13 protein-coding genes and 1 riboswitch are annotated in these 14,648 nt (G+C 63.9%); of the genes, 8 read left to right on the top strand and 5 right to left on the bottom strand.

Annotated elements, in window-relative coordinates:
• Positions 1-2: 2 nt before the first annotated feature.
• Together AB0N65_RS14115 and AB0N65_RS14120 are read left to right on the top strand one after the other, a co-directional pair.
• Entirely contained in the window at positions 3-944 is a 942-nt protein-coding gene (locus AB0N65_RS14115; protein WP_364162560.1) for an aminodeoxychorismate lyase, read from the top strand.
• Between the two features lie 251 nt (positions 945-1,195).
• The gene (locus tag AB0N65_RS14120) at positions 1,196-2,644 is read left to right on the top strand and encodes an amino acid permease (protein ID WP_364162563.1); all 1,449 of its coding nucleotides are present in this window, start codon (positions 1,196-1,198) and stop codon (positions 2,642-2,644) included.
• 126 nt (positions 2,645-2,770) lie between these two features.
• Here AB0N65_RS14120 and AB0N65_RS14125 read toward each other — a convergent pair whose 3' ends face one another.
• The 4 genes from AB0N65_RS14125 to AB0N65_RS14140 form a co-directional block, all read right to left on the bottom strand.
• Positions 2,771-3,253 (bottom strand): carboxymuconolactone decarboxylase family protein, encoded by a 483-nt coding sequence (locus AB0N65_RS14125; protein ID WP_364162566.1) that lies wholly within the window; start codon positions 3,251-3,253, stop codon positions 2,771-2,773.
• A gap of 131 nt (positions 3,254-3,384) precedes the next feature.
• On the bottom strand, positions 3,385-4,440 hold the full coding sequence (locus AB0N65_RS14130; RefSeq protein WP_364162569.1) for a cysteine synthase family protein: 1,056 nt from the start codon (positions 4,438-4,440) through the stop codon (positions 3,385-3,387).
• Positions 4,434-6,008, bottom strand: coding sequence for an aromatic amino acid ammonia-lyase (locus AB0N65_RS14135; protein ID WP_364162572.1), 1,575 nt, complete (start codon positions 6,006-6,008; stop codon positions 4,434-4,436). The genes AB0N65_RS14130 and AB0N65_RS14135 overlap by 7 nt, the downstream gene beginning before the upstream one ends.
• Positions 6,009-6,010: 2 nt before the next feature.
• Positions 6,011-7,339: an NtaA/DmoA family FMN-dependent monooxygenase gene (locus AB0N65_RS14140; protein ID WP_364162574.1), complete on the bottom strand. Its 1,329-nt coding sequence runs from the start codon at positions 7,337-7,339 to the stop codon at positions 6,011-6,013.
• 129 nt (positions 7,340-7,468) lie between these two features.
• On the opposite strand from AB0N65_RS14140, the gene AB0N65_RS14145 reads away from it, so the two are divergent.
• The 5 genes from AB0N65_RS14145 (at position 7,469) to AB0N65_RS14165 (ending at position 11,878) form a co-directional block, all read left to right on the top strand.
• Positions 7,469-9,172: a SulP family inorganic anion transporter gene (locus AB0N65_RS14145; protein WP_364162577.1), complete on the top strand. Its 1,704-nt coding sequence runs from the start codon at positions 7,469-7,471 to the stop codon at positions 9,170-9,172.
• A gap of 77 nt (positions 9,173-9,249) precedes the next feature.
• Positions 9,250-9,362: riboswitch (SAM riboswitch) on the top strand.
• Between the two features lie 14 nt (positions 9,363-9,376).
• The gene (locus tag AB0N65_RS14150) at positions 9,377-9,643 is read left to right on the top strand and encodes a DUF1737 domain-containing protein (protein WP_364162580.1); all 267 of its coding nucleotides are present in this window, start codon (positions 9,377-9,379) and stop codon (positions 9,641-9,643) included.
• Positions 9,640-10,050, top strand: coding sequence for a rhodanese-like domain-containing protein (locus AB0N65_RS14155; RefSeq protein ID WP_364162583.1), 411 nt, complete (start codon positions 9,640-9,642; stop codon positions 10,048-10,050). The genes AB0N65_RS14150 and AB0N65_RS14155 overlap by 4 nt, the downstream gene beginning before the upstream one ends.
• Positions 10,051-11,259 carry an O-succinylhomoserine sulfhydrylase gene (locus tag AB0N65_RS14160; protein WP_364162586.1) on the top strand — a complete coding sequence of 403 codons (1,209 nt, stop codon included), beginning with the start codon at positions 10,051-10,053 and terminating at the stop codon, positions 11,257-11,259.
• A gap of 10 nt (positions 11,260-11,269) precedes the next feature.
• Positions 11,270-11,878 carry a hypothetical protein gene (locus AB0N65_RS14165; RefSeq protein ID WP_364162589.1) on the top strand — a complete coding sequence of 203 codons (609 nt, stop codon included), beginning with the start codon at positions 11,270-11,272 and terminating at the stop codon, positions 11,876-11,878.
• On the opposite strand, the gene AB0N65_RS14170 is transcribed toward AB0N65_RS14165, so the two are convergent.
• Positions 11,875-13,092: a glutamate--cysteine ligase gene (locus tag AB0N65_RS14170; protein WP_364162592.1), complete on the bottom strand. Its 1,218-nt coding sequence runs from the start codon at positions 13,090-13,092 to the stop codon at positions 11,875-11,877. The two genes, AB0N65_RS14165 and AB0N65_RS14170, sit on opposite strands and share 4 nt — an antisense overlap.
• Positions 13,093-13,247: 155 nt before the next feature.
• Here AB0N65_RS14170 and AB0N65_RS14175 point away from each other — a divergent pair, with 155 nt between their 5' ends.
• Positions 13,248-14,645, top strand: coding sequence for a hypothetical protein (locus AB0N65_RS14175; protein ID WP_364162595.1), 1,398 nt, complete (start codon positions 13,248-13,250; stop codon positions 14,643-14,645).
• The last annotated feature ends 3 nt before the right edge of the window (positions 14,646-14,648 follow it).

The raw sequence follows: 14,648 nt of genomic DNA on the forward strand, positions 1-14,648 counted from the left end.
ACATGACTTCACCTGCCCCAACGGTCCTCGTTTTCCTGGACCCGGCTTTCGAAAACGGACGTGTTGCTGATTCCAGCCAGCCCCAACTCATGGCAACGGACCTCGGTGCCACGCGCGGCGACGGCGTGTTCGAGTCGCTTCTTGCGGTTCAAGGGCGTCCGCGGAAAGTGCAGGCACATTTGAACCGCCTGGGCAGCTCGGCGGCTGCGCTGGACCTCGCCATCCCGGAACAGGACGCGTGGCGCAGGGCCATCGATACGGCTATCGCTGAGTTCCGCAGCTCACACCCCGCTCCGACGCCGGAAGACGACGAAGTCGTCGTCAAACTGCTGGTGACCCGCGGTGTGGAAGGCGCCGCGAGCCCCACATGCTGGGTACAGGCTTCGCCCTCACCCGCGGGCAGTCGCCGCCAGCGTGAGACGGGTATCGACGTCGTGCTTCTGGACCGCGGCTTTGACACCGACGCCGGCGAGCGCGCTCCGTGGCTGCTACTGGGCGCCAAGACGCTGTCCTATGCCGTCAACATGGCGGCGCTGCGCTACGCGCACAAGCAAGGTGCCGATGACGCCATCTTCACCTCGAGCGATGGAAGGGTCCTTGAGGGGCCGACGTCCACCGTGCTGCTGGCGCACCTTGAAACCGTCGACGACGGCGACGGTTCCGTCAAGACTGTTCGCCGCCTGATCACGCCGCAGCATGACAGCGGAATCCTTCCCGGTACGTCGCAGGGTGCCCTGTTTGCCGCGGCCAAGGCTGCCGGCTGGGAGCTCGGATACGGACCGCTCGTTCCACAGGATCTCTTCGATGCTGACGCGGTGTGGCTGATCTCGAGTATCCGGCTGATTGCTCCTGTCAACCACATCAACGGCCACGAGATCGGCACGCCCGCCGTAAGGAAGCAGCTCACGGCGGAACTCAATGAGTTGTTTGCCGGAATCGAGTAACACCGGGCTCCGCTGAGGCATCTACGAAGCCCCGCAAGGAACTTAGCAGATCACCAGTAGAGTAATTGCTCGCGTGACTCATTGATTAGCAAATCTTTGTCTCAGCCAAGAGTGCTCAAGAGGTTCAATCGCGTTTCTTATCCTCCTTGAATTGGAGGTTCGTCATGTGATGAATCTTGTTCTCGTGTTAGTTGGATCACTCCTCTTCACGCATTCTTCTCAGACTTTGTTGTCTACTTCCCGGAGGGAATATGGGACACAGCTCCCCAACTACAGCCGAGGCATCGGCAACCGAGGTCCTGCCTGGAGCAGCCGCCTCGCAGACAGGGCTTCGCCGTTCCATGGAGGCCCGGCACCTGGTGATGATCGCGATGGGCGGCGTCATTGGTTCCGGCCTGTTCGTTAGCTCGGGCTACACCATTGCTACAGCCGGCCCCTTGGGCGCAGTCATCGCGTTCCTCATCGGGGCCGTGGTGGTCTACCTGGTCATGGCATGCCTCGGGGAACTCGCCGTTGCGTTCCCCGTGTCAGGCGCATTCCACATTTATGCAGCCCGGACCATAGGACCTGCCACAGGCTTCGCAACAGCCTGGCTCTACTGGCTGTGCTGGGCGGTAGCCCTGGGCTCGGAGTTCACAGCTGCCGGCCTGCTGATGCAACGGTGGTTCCCGGGCGTGGACGTCTGGGTCTGGTGTTTCGTTTTCGCCACCGTCCTGTTCACGCTCAACGCGATTTCATCGCGCGTCTTTGGCGAATCAGAGTTCTGGTTCGCGCTGATCAAGGTCGCCGCCGTCGTCGGCCTGATCATCCTGGGCGGCGCCGCACTGCTGGGCTTCCACCCGCTGGCGGAAGGCGGCTACCCGTCCTTGACCGAAAACTTCTCCACCGACCAAGGACTCTTCCCCAACGGGTTCACGGGCGTCTTTGTCACCTGCCTTGCAGTCTTCTACGCGTTCTCAGGTTCCGAGCTGATCGGCGTCGCAGCCGGTGAAACGGCCAACCCGGGCGCCAACATCCCCAAGGCCATGCGGACCACCGTCATCCGGCTCATGATCTTCTTCGTTGGCGCCATTACCGTCATCGCAGCAACCATCCCGTACGAGAAAGTCAGCGTGGACGAGAGCCCGTTCGTCACCGTCTTCTCCATGCTCGGCATTCCGTTTGCCGCGGACATCATGAACTTCGTGATCATCACGGCGCTGCTGTCGGCCGGAAACTGCGGACTCTTTTCCTGTGCTCGCATGCTCTTTTCGCTCGCCGACGAGGGCCACGCCCCCAAGGCCTTCAAGAAACTCACCAAACGAGGCATCCCGATGATTGCCCTGTGCGTGAGCATGCTCGGCGGCCTGGCATCCCTTGTTAGCAGCATCGTGGCACCGGCCACCGTGTACCTGGTGCTCGTTTCCATCGCGGGTTTCGCTACCGTGGGCGTGTGGATGTCCATCGTGGCATCGCACTTTGTCTATAGGCGGACATTTGTGAAGAACGGTGGAGACCTCAGCACGCTCCCCTACAAGGCGCCGTTCTTCCCGCTGGTTCCGATCCTGGCGTTCGCCCTGTGTGTGGTGTCCCTGATAGGCATTGCGTTCGACCCGAACCAGGTGGCAGCGCTGTTGTTTGGCATCCCGTTCGTGGGGGCCTGCTACGCGTTCTTCTATTTCAAGTACGGACGCCGGTCCAAGATTGCTGCCGCTTCCTAGGTTTTTAGCCGTGGCTTCCTGACCTGCTTTGAACACCAAACAGCCCTTGTGCAACCTCATCCGGTTGCACAAGGGCTGACTTCATTCCAAAGAGGGTCGTGGAGGCACACCCTCTTCGTGGTGGGGCTATTTCTTCGCCGCACGCACCGGGTGCTCGCTCAGAATGGAGAGCCTGTTGAAAGCGTTGATTCCGATGGCTGCCATGCACAGGACGCTGATCTGCTCGTCGCTGTAGTGTCGCCGGGCCCGCTCGAAGAGCTCCGGGCTGGGCCGGGATGTGCTCATCCGGGTGATCTGCTCTGCCAGTTCCATGGCCACGACTTCGGCGGGCTCGAACAGCTGAACCTCCTTGTACACGGCTACGAGGGACAGGCGTTGTTCTGTTTCCCCGTACTTCAAGGCACGGCGATGGTGAAGATCCAGGCAGAAGGCACAGCCATTGATCTGCGAGGCGAGATAGTTGATGAGCTCCAGTGTCCGGCGCGGCACGCCAAGACGGTCGGCTTCATCGACGAGCTGCTGGGAATAGTGGCTCAGGGTTGCATAGAGGTCGGGCTGCTGCTTGTCCAAGTATCCGGCGAGGCGCGGCTTTGTATCCTGTTCGGGCATGGTTGGAGCCTAACGCAAGGGACAGTGAGAGAGCGTCCCCACAAACCCGGCCAACAGTGAGAGAGCGTCCCCACAAACCCGGCCAACAGTGAGAGAGCGTCCCCACAAACCCGGCCAACAGTGAGAGAGGGTTACTCGCCGGGGACGGAGTCGGCGGCGAGGCGGATGCCGTTTTCCGCCAGCCACACCGGGTTGAAGGCCTTGCTCAAGTAGTTCGTGCCGGCGTCGGGGGCTATGGCCACCACCACCGAGCCGTGCGGCGCCGCGCGTGCCACCCGCACCGCAGCAGCGACCGCGAGCCCGGATGATGGCCCCAGTGCGAGCCCTTCCTCGTCGAGGAGCCGGTGGACTGTCGTGTAGACCTCGTCGTTGGGGATGCGCAGGAAACGGTCCACGATGGAGCGGTCGAAGATCTTGGGCCATTCCGGCTCCGGCCAGGAGTTGCCTACGCCATCCACCAGGATCTCTCCTGGGTGTCCCCCGCTGTAGGCGGAACCGTAAGGGTCGGCACCTACCACTTCCAGATGCCCGCCAGGCCGTTCGGCCGCCACCCGTTCCTTCAAGAACCGGCCATTGCCGCTGATGGTTCCACCGGTACCGATCCCTGCCACAAAGTGGGTGAGCTTCCCCCGGGTGTGCTCCCAGATTTCCGGCCCGGTGGTTGTGTAGTGCGCGGCCGGGTTGGCCGGGTTGTCGAACTGCATGGGCCGCCAGGCGCCCGGTGTCTCCGCAGTGATCCGTGCCGCCACGGCGCGCGCGTTTTCCGGCGACTCCGACGGCGCGCTCCAGTCCGTCACCACCACGCGGGCACCATATTGCCGCAGCGCGGCGAGCTTCTCTTCCGAGATGGTGTCGCCGGTGACCACTACCACGGGATGCCCGGTCAGCAGGCCAATGAGTGCCAGGCCTATCCCGGTGTTGCCCGACGTACTCTCGACGATTGTGGCCCCCGGCTGCAGCTCTCCGGACTTCTCCGCCGCCCTCACCATGCTAAGGGCGGTCCGGTCCTTGATGGACCCGCCGGGGTTTTCCGACTCAAGCTTGATGTGGATGGTGCTGCCCAGTCCACGGCCCAGGTTTTCGAGCTTCACCAGCGGCGTGTTTCCCACTTTGTCCAGGACTGAGGCGTCCAGGCCGGCGGGCAACAAAGGCCCGGCACCGTGCTTAGGTATCGCTGTATTCACCACGCCTTCTCTCCTTCCTGGCTTTCCACGGAGTCCACGAGTTCCCGTAATTCGCTCCGCGCCCGCTCGACGAGTTGAGGTGCCGACGGCCGGTCCGCGAGCAAGTCAGCGAGTCGACCCACGACGGCGGCAGTCCCCTTTCCGAGCGGTTTCGCGGCTCCCGCTTCGAGCAGCAGGAAGGACGCCGTCAGCGCTTCGATCGCCAAAAGCTTCTCAGCGGCGTCCAAGGACTTTTCGAGCTGCTGCAAAGCTAGCGGGGCCAGGCTCGAGTGGTCCTCGACGTCGGCCGAAAGAGTGGGTGCTCCCAGCGTGGCAGGCGCGGCCAGGAACTTCAGTTCGGCCAGCAGCCCGGCAGCGGAGTACCAGAGCAGTCCGGGCAACTCCTCCTCCACCAGACCGCCCTCCCCGCCCGGGCCATCAGCTGCAGCCTGCAAGTGCTTGGCCCGGATGGCACGCTGCGGCGGGTATAGCTTGGCAATGCGGCGTTCGCTGGAGATGCCCACGTGCGCCAACGCCAGCCGCAGTCCCTCGAAGAAAAGAGCCAGTTGCATCGGCTGGAAGTTCCCGCCGGAAACCATGAGTCCTGATTCAACGTCTGCCAAGGGGTTGTCGCCGCGTCCGTTGAGTTCCACCTCCAACGCCAGGCCAAGCTGCGACACCAGGGAGCGGAAAGCCCCGTGCGTTTGCGGAGCGGCACGGAATGAGAGTGCGTCCTGCACAGATACCTCGGGACGAACGTCTTCCAGCCACCCGCCGCTCAACAGCCGGCGAACAGCGGCGGCCGATTTCCGCTGGCCGTCCACCGCCTTGGCCGCCTGGATCGCCGCCGAAAAGGGACTCAGGTTCCCGCCGCCGTCGTACCGTGCGATGGTCTCCAGCGACAGGGACAGCGCGACGTCGGCCAGGCCAGCCACCTGCTGCAGCCTCACCAAGGCGAGAGTCCCGGAACCTACGGAATACGCATTGGCGCTGACCAACGCAAGGGCCTCACCGGGTGCGAGGGTAAGTGGTTGGAGTCCGGCGTCCGCGAGCGCTTTGGCGCCGGGCACCAGGGTTCCCGCCGCATCGATTGCTGTTCCCTCGCCGATCGCAACGGCGGCGACGGCGGCGAGCTGGGTGAGGTCGGACGAGCCCACCGAACCCTCGCGCGGGATTGCGGGGAACACACCACGGTTCAGCAGCTCAGCGTAGAAGCGCGCCGTTTCCGGCCTGACACCGGAACCGCCGCGGCTGAAGCCGACGAGCCGCGCCAGGATGACCGCACGCGCGGAAGACCTGTCCAGATACTCGCCTACGCCGCTGTTGTGATACCGGACCACCTGCACCTGGTACGCGAGGACGGCCTTCTCCTCCACAACCGTGTCCCGGCCGGAGCCCAGCAGCGTGTTGAGCCCGTACACCCTTTGCCCGGAAGCAGCCGCCCGCTCCACGACCTCCCGTGATCGGCCGATCAAAGTCAACGCATCATGGTTGAGTTCCACGTGAAACAGTGGGTCCAGGGCCACGAGGGCCACCTCGCGGGGGTGGACATGCGAGGTGCCGATCACCAACGTCCTGGAGTCCTCGGTCATCGTCAAAAGTCCAGCAGGTTCTGCCGGAACCCGCCGTTGCCGTAACTCGTCCTCAACAGCCCGCGCCTCCGCAGCTCGGGCGTGAGCTTGTCCAGCACGCCGTGTACCGTGACAGGATCCACGAAACCCGAGAACAGGAAGCCGTCCCCGCCCACGGCCTCGCCTGTCTCCTCCAGGTAGTCGGCGATCTCGCTCACCGTGCCAATGATCGAATCGCCGGCGCCGCCGCTGCGGGCCTGCAGGATCTGGCGGAGGGTGGAACCGGGCGGGGCCGCTTTGGCGAAGTGTTCCAGAGTGCCTTGGTTACTGTTGGTGCTCAACTCCGGCAGTGGTGCGTCGAGGTCGAATTGCTTGAAGTCGATCACGGACAAATAGGAGATGGAGTTGAGTTGGCTGTCGATATCCCGCTGTGTGAGCTCCCGCCGTTGGGCCCGCAGCTCTTCGGCCTCTGCAGCAGAACCAACCACCGTGGGCTTCAGGACGAACAGCACCTTGATGTCGTCAGGATTCCTGCCGGCCTTCGCCGCCTCGTCCCGGATCGAATCCCGGTAGGCCTTCATACCGTCCACACCACGTGCCAACGCAATCGCCACATCGGCGTGGCCGCCCGCAAATGCCTTGCCACGCGGTGAGGCACCGGCCTGCACCAGGACTGGTTCCTCGGGCAAAGGTGCAGTGTTCAACGGTCCCCGGACTTTGAAGAAGTCACCCTCGTGGTTGATCGGGTGCACCTTCCGGTGATCGGCAAAAACGCCGGCGGAAACGTCCTCCAGCACAGCGTCAGGTTCCCAGCTCCGCCAAAGCCGCCTGACGACGTCGACGAATTCCTCGGCCTTCTCGTAGCGGAGGTCGTGTTCGATCTGCTGGTCCAGGCCGTAATTCTGGGCGGCAAGGTCGCTGCCGGAGGTGACCACGTTCCACCCCAACTGTCCGTCGGAGAAGTGCTGCAATGTGGCCAGCAGGCGTGCCGCCGTGAAGGGCGGATAGAAGGAGGCGCTGACCGTCGGCACGATCCCGAGGTGCTCCGTGGCCGAAAGGAGGTACGGGACCAACGCCAGCGGATCGTGCTTGGGCGCGAAGGACGCATGCGCCAGCGAGACCTCGGCCGTGCCGCCGTATGTGTCCGGGACAGTCAGTGAATCCTCGATGATGAACAGGTCCAGGCCCGATTGTTCGAACGCCCGCACGGCCTCCTGGTAGAGGGCAGGCTTCTTCCAGTCGTAGCCCAGGCTGTAGCCGGGAGTCCCCCACCCCTGGACCCCGAAGCCGTGGCCCACGAACCATCCGAAATGCAGCATGGGCTTGAGTGTAGAACCGCTTTGTCCGATCACCGCGACCTGATTTCATGCGAAGTTACAGGGGGTCGTACTGCGTCAATTATGCTCCCGCAGCGTCATATTTGGAGGGGCCAGGCCACCGTCCGGGTTCCCCATTCCGCTTAGGTCCGGAATGATCGCTGTATGAGTGCGCCCCCGGCAGTCCGAACCTCCCTCGACAAACTGCGCAGCGCCTGGGCCCTCAAGGGATACAAGCGGGAGTGGCTGCGGCACGATCTTGTGGCGGGCGCCGCCTTGTTCGCCTTGCTGGTTCCGGCAGGCATGGCCTACGCGCAGGCCGCGGGACTCCCTCCCGTCACCGGGCTCTACGCGACTGTTGTTCCGTTGCTGGTGTACGCCGTCGTCGGGCCGTCCAGGATCCTGGTTCTCGGCCCGGACTCGGCTTTGGCACCGCTGATCGCGGCAGCGATCATGCCGCTCGCCGTGGGCGGCGGGGAGAAGTCGGTGGCACTGGCCGGGCTCCTGGCCATATTGGTTGGCGTCATCATGCTCCTAGGTGCTGCGCTGCGCCTGGGAACCATCACCGGGTTGCTGTCCAAACCCATCAGGCTCGGGTACCTCAACGGCCTTGCCGTGTACGTTGGCCTGTCGCAACTGCCGGCGTTCCTTGGCATCGAGGCCGGCGACGGATCGATCTGGGAGAAACTCGGCAAGGCCTTCACATCGGTGGTCGACGGCGGCACCAACTACATCGCCGTGGCTTTGGGGCTGGGATCGCTGGCGTTGATCTGGATCCCGCGCCTCCTGAAATGGAAAGTGCCCGGGGTGTTGCTGGCAGTGGTGGCCTCCTGCCTGGCTACGGCCCTGTGGGGATTGAACGACGACGTCAAGGTCACCGGGGCGCTGCCGCAGGGACTTCCGGCGCCGGCACTGGACGGAATCAGCTGGGCCGATGCCCTTGCTTTGGTCCCGCCAGCAGCAGGCATTGCCCTGATGGCGTTTGCGGACACCGGCGTCCTGTCCCAATCGCTGGCTGCCAAGGAAGGAAAGAGGGTGTCCGGAAACCGGGAAATGGCCGCTCTGGGCGCCGCCAACGCCGCCACCGGATTCCTTGGCGGTTTCCCGATCTGCGGGAGCAGTTCGCGGACTCCAGTTGCCGTGGACGCGGGCGCAAAATCGCAACTCACGGGCGCCGTCGGAGCGGCCCTGGTCCTGGCCTTCATGCTGCTGGCACCGGGGGTGACCGAGTATCTGCCCTCCGCAACGCTGGCCGCCGTGGTGATCGCCGCGGCCATTGCCCTTGCCGACCCGGCTGGGGTCCGCCGATTGCTGCGCCTGAGCCGCAGCGAGTCCGTGGTGATGCTTGCGGCGTTCCTCGGGGTGCTCCTGGTGGGTGTGCTGCAGGGAATCCTGGTGGCCATTGCCCTGGCGCTGCTCGACTTTGTCCGGCGGGCCTGGAATCCCTACCGGACGGAACTGGGTGGGCAGGAAGGCCGGCCGGGCTACCACGACCTCACCCGCCATCCCGAGGGCGCACGCATCCCGGGCCTCCTGATCCTCCGGTTCGACGCTCCCTTGTTCTTCGGCAACGGCCAGGTCCTGGCGGGCTTTGTCCGGGAAGAACTGGATGAGGCCGAGGACCACGTCACGCATGTGATCCTCGCGGCCGAACCCATCACGGGCATCGACACCACGGCACTGGATGACCTTGTGACGTTGGACGAGTGGCTTGCCCGTCGGGGTGTCGACTTGGTTTTCGCTGAGCTGAAAGGGCCCGTCAAGGACAAGCTGGTCCATCTGGGCACGGCCGCCCGGTTCACGCCGGACCATTTCTATTCCACCGTGGGCGCGGCCGTCCGGGACCTCCGGAACCAGCAGTCACAGTAGCCGCCGTTACGCAAGATGACGCCCACCGGCACTGCAACAAATGCGGCGCCGCGCCCGTGGATGTTACGTTTTTCTTGAGTAATGAGCACCAGCGTTAAGCCCTGACTTGCTGGTCGGCAACCCTCTCTCCGGCGGGGTGCCTCAGGTGACTACTCGGCGTATTCGACACTTCGAACTGCAAGCGTGACTGAGGAGCACCGCCCAATGCCTGAACCCACTGAAGAAAAACTCTCCTACCGCCTGATTACCGGCCCAGATACCCGCGACTTCTGCGAGCGCATCAGCAACGCCCTCGCCGAAGGCTACGTACTGCACGGCAGCCCGTCAGCGACGTTCAACGGCACTGACGTGATCGTGGCTCAGGCGGTCGTGCTGCCCACTGCCATCGCCAGCGCGGATGCCGCAGTCGCGAGCGCTGTGGACCAGCTGGAGAACTACGAGGACGAGGAAGCATTCGAGGGACACGCATGAGCTACGCAGGTGACCTGACCCCGCACGACGCGTGGGCAAAGCTTGAAGAGGGCGCCATCCTGGTGGACGTGCGCACCGAGGGCGAGTGGGCCCACATCGGCATCCCCGATACCAAGGCCACGGAAAACGATCCCCTGTTCATCCAGTGGAACCTCGCCGGCGGCATCCCGAACTCCCGCTTCCTCGAGGACCTGCAGCAGCAGGCTCCCGAGGGCGACGGCGTTGAACTCGTGTTCATCTGCCGCTCCGGCCAGCGCTCCATCTCTGCCGCCATCGCAGCAACCCAAGCCGGCTTCACGTCCTACAACGTGCTTGAAGGCTTTGAAGGTGAGCCGGACCGTTACGGCGAACGCACCGTGAATGGCTGGAAGAACCGTGGCCTGCCGACGAACCTGGGGACCGACTAAGTGACTTTCAATCCCGACGCCGCCGGCTGGAGCCCTGACACCCAGGCAGTCCGTGGCGGACTTGACCGTACCAATTTCCAGGAAACGGCCGAGCCTGTCTTCCTGAACTCCGGCTTCGTTTACGAATCCGCCGCAGCTGCAGAACGCGCCTTCACCGGCGAAGACGAGCGCTTCGTCTACTCACGCTACGGCAACCCGTCGGTAGCTACCTTCCAAGAGCGGCTGCGCCTGCTCGAAGGAACCGAAGCGTGCTTTGCGACGGCGTCCGGCATGTCCGCGGTGTTCACCGCCTTGGGTGCCTTGCTGGCTGCCGGTGACCGCGTGGTGGCGGCCCGCTCCCTGTTCGGTTCATGCTTTGTGATCCTCAACGAGATCCTGCCGCGCTGGGGCGTTGAAACGGTCTTCGTTGATGGTCCGGACCTGGACCAGTGGCGCGACGCCCTCTCCCGGCCGACCACCGCTGTCTTCTTCGAATCACCATCCAACCCGATGCAGGAAATCGTCGATATCCAAGCCGTCAGCGACCTCGCGCATGCTGCGGGAGCGACTGTCGTCGTCGACAATGTCTTTGCCACTCCGCTGCTGCAGCGTTGCGGCGAGCTGGGCGCGGACGTGATCGTCTACTCCGGCACCAAGCACATTGACGGCCAGGGCCGTGTCATGGGCGGAGCGATCCTTGGAACCAAGGAATACATCGACGGTCCGGTCAAACAGCTCATGCGCCACACAGGTCCTTCCCTCTCGGCCTTCAATGCGTGGGTGTTGACCAAGGGCCTGGAGACGATCGGGCTGCGCGTGAACCATAGCTCGGCCTCTGCGTTGAAGATCGCGGAATGGCTGGAGCAGCAGCCAGCCATCAGCTGGGTCAAGTACCCGCTGCTGAAGTCGCACCCGCAGTACGAGCTTGCCACCAAGCAAATGAAGGCCGGTGGCACCGTCCTGACGTTCGAACTCTCGCCGTCGGCTGGCCGCACTGCCAAAGAGGCGGCGTTTGCCTTGCTGGATGGACTGGGTGTCATCGACATCTCCAACAACCTGGGCGACTCCAAGTCCCTCATCACCCACCCCGCTACCACCACTCACCGGGCTATGGGTCCGGAGGGTCGTGCGGCGATTGGCCTGACTGATGGCGTGGTCCGTTTGTCTGTTGGTCTCGAGGACGTGGACGACCTCATTTCGGATCTGGAGAAGGCCCTCAAACAGGTCTAACCTTGCTGCCATGAGCGGAAACCGCCCTTATCGCCGTGCCGGAGCAGTCATTGCCGCCGGCACGGCGATCTGGTTTGCGGGCATCTCCCCCGTGCAGCGTGTGTATATCACTGCTGACGCTGCTGCGCGTCTCCGGATGCTCCAGGCAGGAAAGCGCGGCTGGGTCGTTGGCCAGCATCTTGCTGCTGCAGGAACGGTGGCTGTCCCGGTGGGTTTCGCCGCGTTCGCTCGGGCACTTCCCCACGGGAAAGCCAAAGGATGGGCGATCGCCACTGCCGGCGCCCTGCTCACGGGTGCACCGCTGTTCGTGGCCAGCCTGGCGAACCGGGCCTCCAACCTGGAAAAATTTGCGTATCGGCGAGGCTCCAACTGGCCTTTCCTCGCATATTCCGGATTCCACGTCCTTGCCCTGGCCGCTCTGGGCGGGAGCCTGTTGGCGTCACCCGCCAAACGCTGGATCGGTGTCACTGCTGCCGCAAGCGCGCCTGTCTACGGGGCTATCCTGGTGGCGAAGAAGGACATCCCGCCGTTTGTGTTTTACCTCATAGAAGGTATCGCCGGCGCGTACCTGATGGTGTGGGAGGAACCTCCCGCCAGTGCGGAGCCGGGCCGGAACTAGGGCCTCCGAACCCTCGTCAGCGTCGGGGCCGCATCCTTGTGAGCCGCGGCATCCTTGTGCGCTGCCGCGGAGGCACCCCGCATGGTCATTTTCACTGCATGCCCAACCACCGCTCCCAAGGCCTCGGCCGTGGGCGGCGAACCCGCTGCGGCATGCCCGCCCCTTTGGCGGTTGCTGAAGCGCACCGCGGCCTCGCGTTGTTCATGGGCTCCGTTCCCACGCTCGAGGATGTCCGAGATCCCGGCCTTCACCAACTCCAGCTCGCCTTGGTCATCCAGCACAGGGCTAAGGTAGTCCACCAATGCCCACACCACCTCGGCCGCGGGCTGTGGCCGGAAATCGCCGAAGTCCAAGAGGTCTCCGCGCAAACCAACGTTGCTCGCCTGCCAACTCGCCATCCGAAGGAGTGCCGTAGGCACGGAGGCGGGCTCAACGCCGTCGAGCATTTCCAAGGAAGCCGTCTCCACCAAAGCCCGCACCAACACCGCGATCAGTGCCGCGTCCTCCGACCTCAGGCAGACATCGGCCACCCGGACTTCCACGGTGGGATGGTTCCGTGAGATACGTGCGTCGAAGTAGATCATGCCTTCGTCCAGGAGCACGCCCGTCTCCAGCAGCCGCTTCACCATGCGGCGATAGGCGGTCAGGGAACCGAAAACCGCAGAAGGACCGGAAGTTGGCCAGCGGTTCCATGCTTGGATCCGATAGCTGTCGAAGCCTGTGGGCAGCCCGCGCCAGTAGGGGGAATTGGCACTGATTGCCGTCAGCACGGCCAGTTTGTCCCTGATGTGGTCGAGGACCACCACGCCTTCCTCCGGCGACTCCACGGAGGTGTGCACGTGAAACCCGCACGTCAGTTGCTCGTGGGCCGTCAACCCAAAGCGCTCCAGCATCACTGCGTAGCGTGGGTCCGGCGTCGTATGCGTGTTCGACGCGAGCGGCGACGTTGCGATGGCGGCCACCCTCGCGTTGTGTTTCCTGGCGGCGTCGTTGGCCATGGCGCGCCCACGCCTGATCTGCGGCAAGAGTTCGCTGTAAGTGTGGCAAGGCCGGGTCTGGGTTTCGATCTGCTCAAGCTTGAGTTCGTGGCTAAGGCCCGTGCCTGCCTCCGTTGGCTGGTCGCTACCAGCCAGCAGCGCGTCCGCGAGGGCCAAGGGCTCGCCCGTCACGGGATCGACGATGAGTAGCTCTTCCTCAACCCCGAAAGTCCGCATGGCTCCATTCTGCGCCCTTGAAGCTGAGGGTCACAGCAGACGCCACGGTCATGGCAACGAAGTGGAACGTTTACGGGAAATTCGAGGCAAATGCGCCCAAGGCCTGCCGGTGACGAAGCGGGGCCACTATCCTGAGTACCTGATCGGAGGCTCACATGGCCGGATGCACACGCGGGGCGGCTAGCCGGAGCGGCAAACTGGCCACCGCCCTTGCCCTCTTGGGACTGCTCGCTACCGCGTGCACCCCGAGTACAGCCCCTCCCCCGGCAACGTCATCCGAGCCCCCGACGCTGTCTCCCAACCTCACCCCGCCGGGGCAGTCTGCGCCTGCGTCGTCGCTGCCCGCCGGCCCCTCTTCAACGGCCCCCGAGCAGGGAGGCAGCCTTGAGGGCCTTGCCAGGGTTCCTTGGGACGGCGGACCGGAGTTCTGGAAGAAGTTTGCCAAAGCCGACGCGGCAGGCTGGGATGACCCGGCGTTCTTCCCCATCGGCGTCTGGTACGCATCAGCCAATGGCCCCCAAATGCAGTTCGACAAGGCGCACGGCATCAACTTCTACGTACAGTTCAACCCGGACACCGACCATCGCCTTTTCGAACAAAACGGCATGTTCTCGCTCATGAGACCCAAAGACGCACCCCTGGACTGGGGGCAGCTCCCGGGCAACTACATCGACGACGAGGTGGATGGACGGTTCGGCTGGGACGAGGGCGTCGCCCACATGTACCGCACGGTCGAGGAAGCCAAGTCGAAGGAGCAAGGCCGGTTCACCTACGCCAACTGGACCCCCTCGCTCATCAGTTATGACGCGCCCATGGACATCACCCGACGCTACTGGGAAACCGTGGACGTGTCTTCGACTTCCAACTACTACTATGCGGGGGCGTGCAGGGATTGGCGGCTCCGCACACCAACCGGCTACAACCCGACAACCACGGCTACGTGCCAAACAGCGTCCGCGTACGCCAAAGCCATGCAGATCCAGCAGGAAGTCAACATTGCCCGGGGAGTCCACACACCTATCTGGTCCCTCCCGACAGTCCTGAGCCCCGAGGGCGAACACGACCTCTCGGACCAGATGACAGCTGAGCGCGTCAAAGCGCAGGTTTGGGCAATGCTCATCCATGAGTCGCGGGGCATCGTGTGGTTCACCCAGTCACCGGGCGGGGGCGACAGCAACCCCTGCATGTCCGGTGACGCGCTGGCAGACGTGCGTATTTCCAACCGGGACTGCGCCCGGGACCAGGTGCGGGCCATGGGCGAGGTCAACGCCGAGGTCAAGGCGCTTGCCCCCGTCCTGAACACGCAATCCTACGTATGGAGGTTCGGTGACAGCCTGGACACCATGCTGAAGGTCAAGGACGGATCAGCATACATCTTCGCCATGACCCAGGACGCCACCACCGGGGAACGTACCTTCAAGCTCCCCGACGGCATCAACGGCACCCGTGTTGAAGTGCTCAACGAGAACCGCACCATCTCCGCGGAGAACGGCGCGTTCACCGACACGTTCGCCAAGGAGTCCGTCCACCACGTCTACAAGATCGCCCTCTGAAAA

Origin of the sequence: Paenarthrobacter sp. NPDC089322 (assembly GCF_040684895.1) — a bacterium.
In the GTDB taxonomy this organism is placed as follows: Bacteria; Actinomycetota; Actinomycetes; order Actinomycetales; family Micrococcaceae; genus Arthrobacter.

Coding starts and splice junctions, on each gene's coding strand:
- AB0N65_RS14115 (WP_364162560.1), top strand. CDS start 3: ATGACTTCACCTGCCCCAACGGTCCTCGTTTTCCTGGACCCGGCTTTC.
- AB0N65_RS14120 (WP_364162563.1), top strand. CDS start 1,196: ATGGGACACAGCTCCCCAACTACAGCCGAGGCATCGGCAACCGAGGTC.
- AB0N65_RS14125 (WP_364162566.1), bottom strand. CDS start 3,253: ATGCCCGAACAGGATACAAAGCCGCGCCTCGCCGGATACTTGGACAAG.
- AB0N65_RS14135 (WP_364162572.1), bottom strand. CDS start 6,008: ATGACCGAGGACTCCAGGACGTTGGTGATCGGCACCTCGCATGTCCAC.
- AB0N65_RS14145 (WP_364162577.1), top strand. CDS start 7,469: ATGAGTGCGCCCCCGGCAGTCCGAACCTCCCTCGACAAACTGCGCAGC.
- AB0N65_RS14150 (WP_364162580.1), top strand. CDS start 9,377: ATGCCTGAACCCACTGAAGAAAAACTCTCCTACCGCCTGATTACCGGC.
- AB0N65_RS14155 (WP_364162583.1), top strand. CDS start 9,640: ATGAGCTACGCAGGTGACCTGACCCCGCACGACGCGTGGGCAAAGCTT.
- AB0N65_RS14165 (WP_364162589.1), top strand. CDS start 11,270: ATGAGCGGAAACCGCCCTTATCGCCGTGCCGGAGCAGTCATTGCCGCC.
- AB0N65_RS14170 (WP_364162592.1), bottom strand. CDS start 13,092: ATGCGGACTTTCGGGGTTGAGGAAGAGCTACTCATCGTCGATCCCGTG.
- AB0N65_RS14175 (WP_364162595.1), top strand. CDS start 13,248: ATGGCCGGATGCACACGCGGGGCGGCTAGCCGGAGCGGCAAACTGGCC.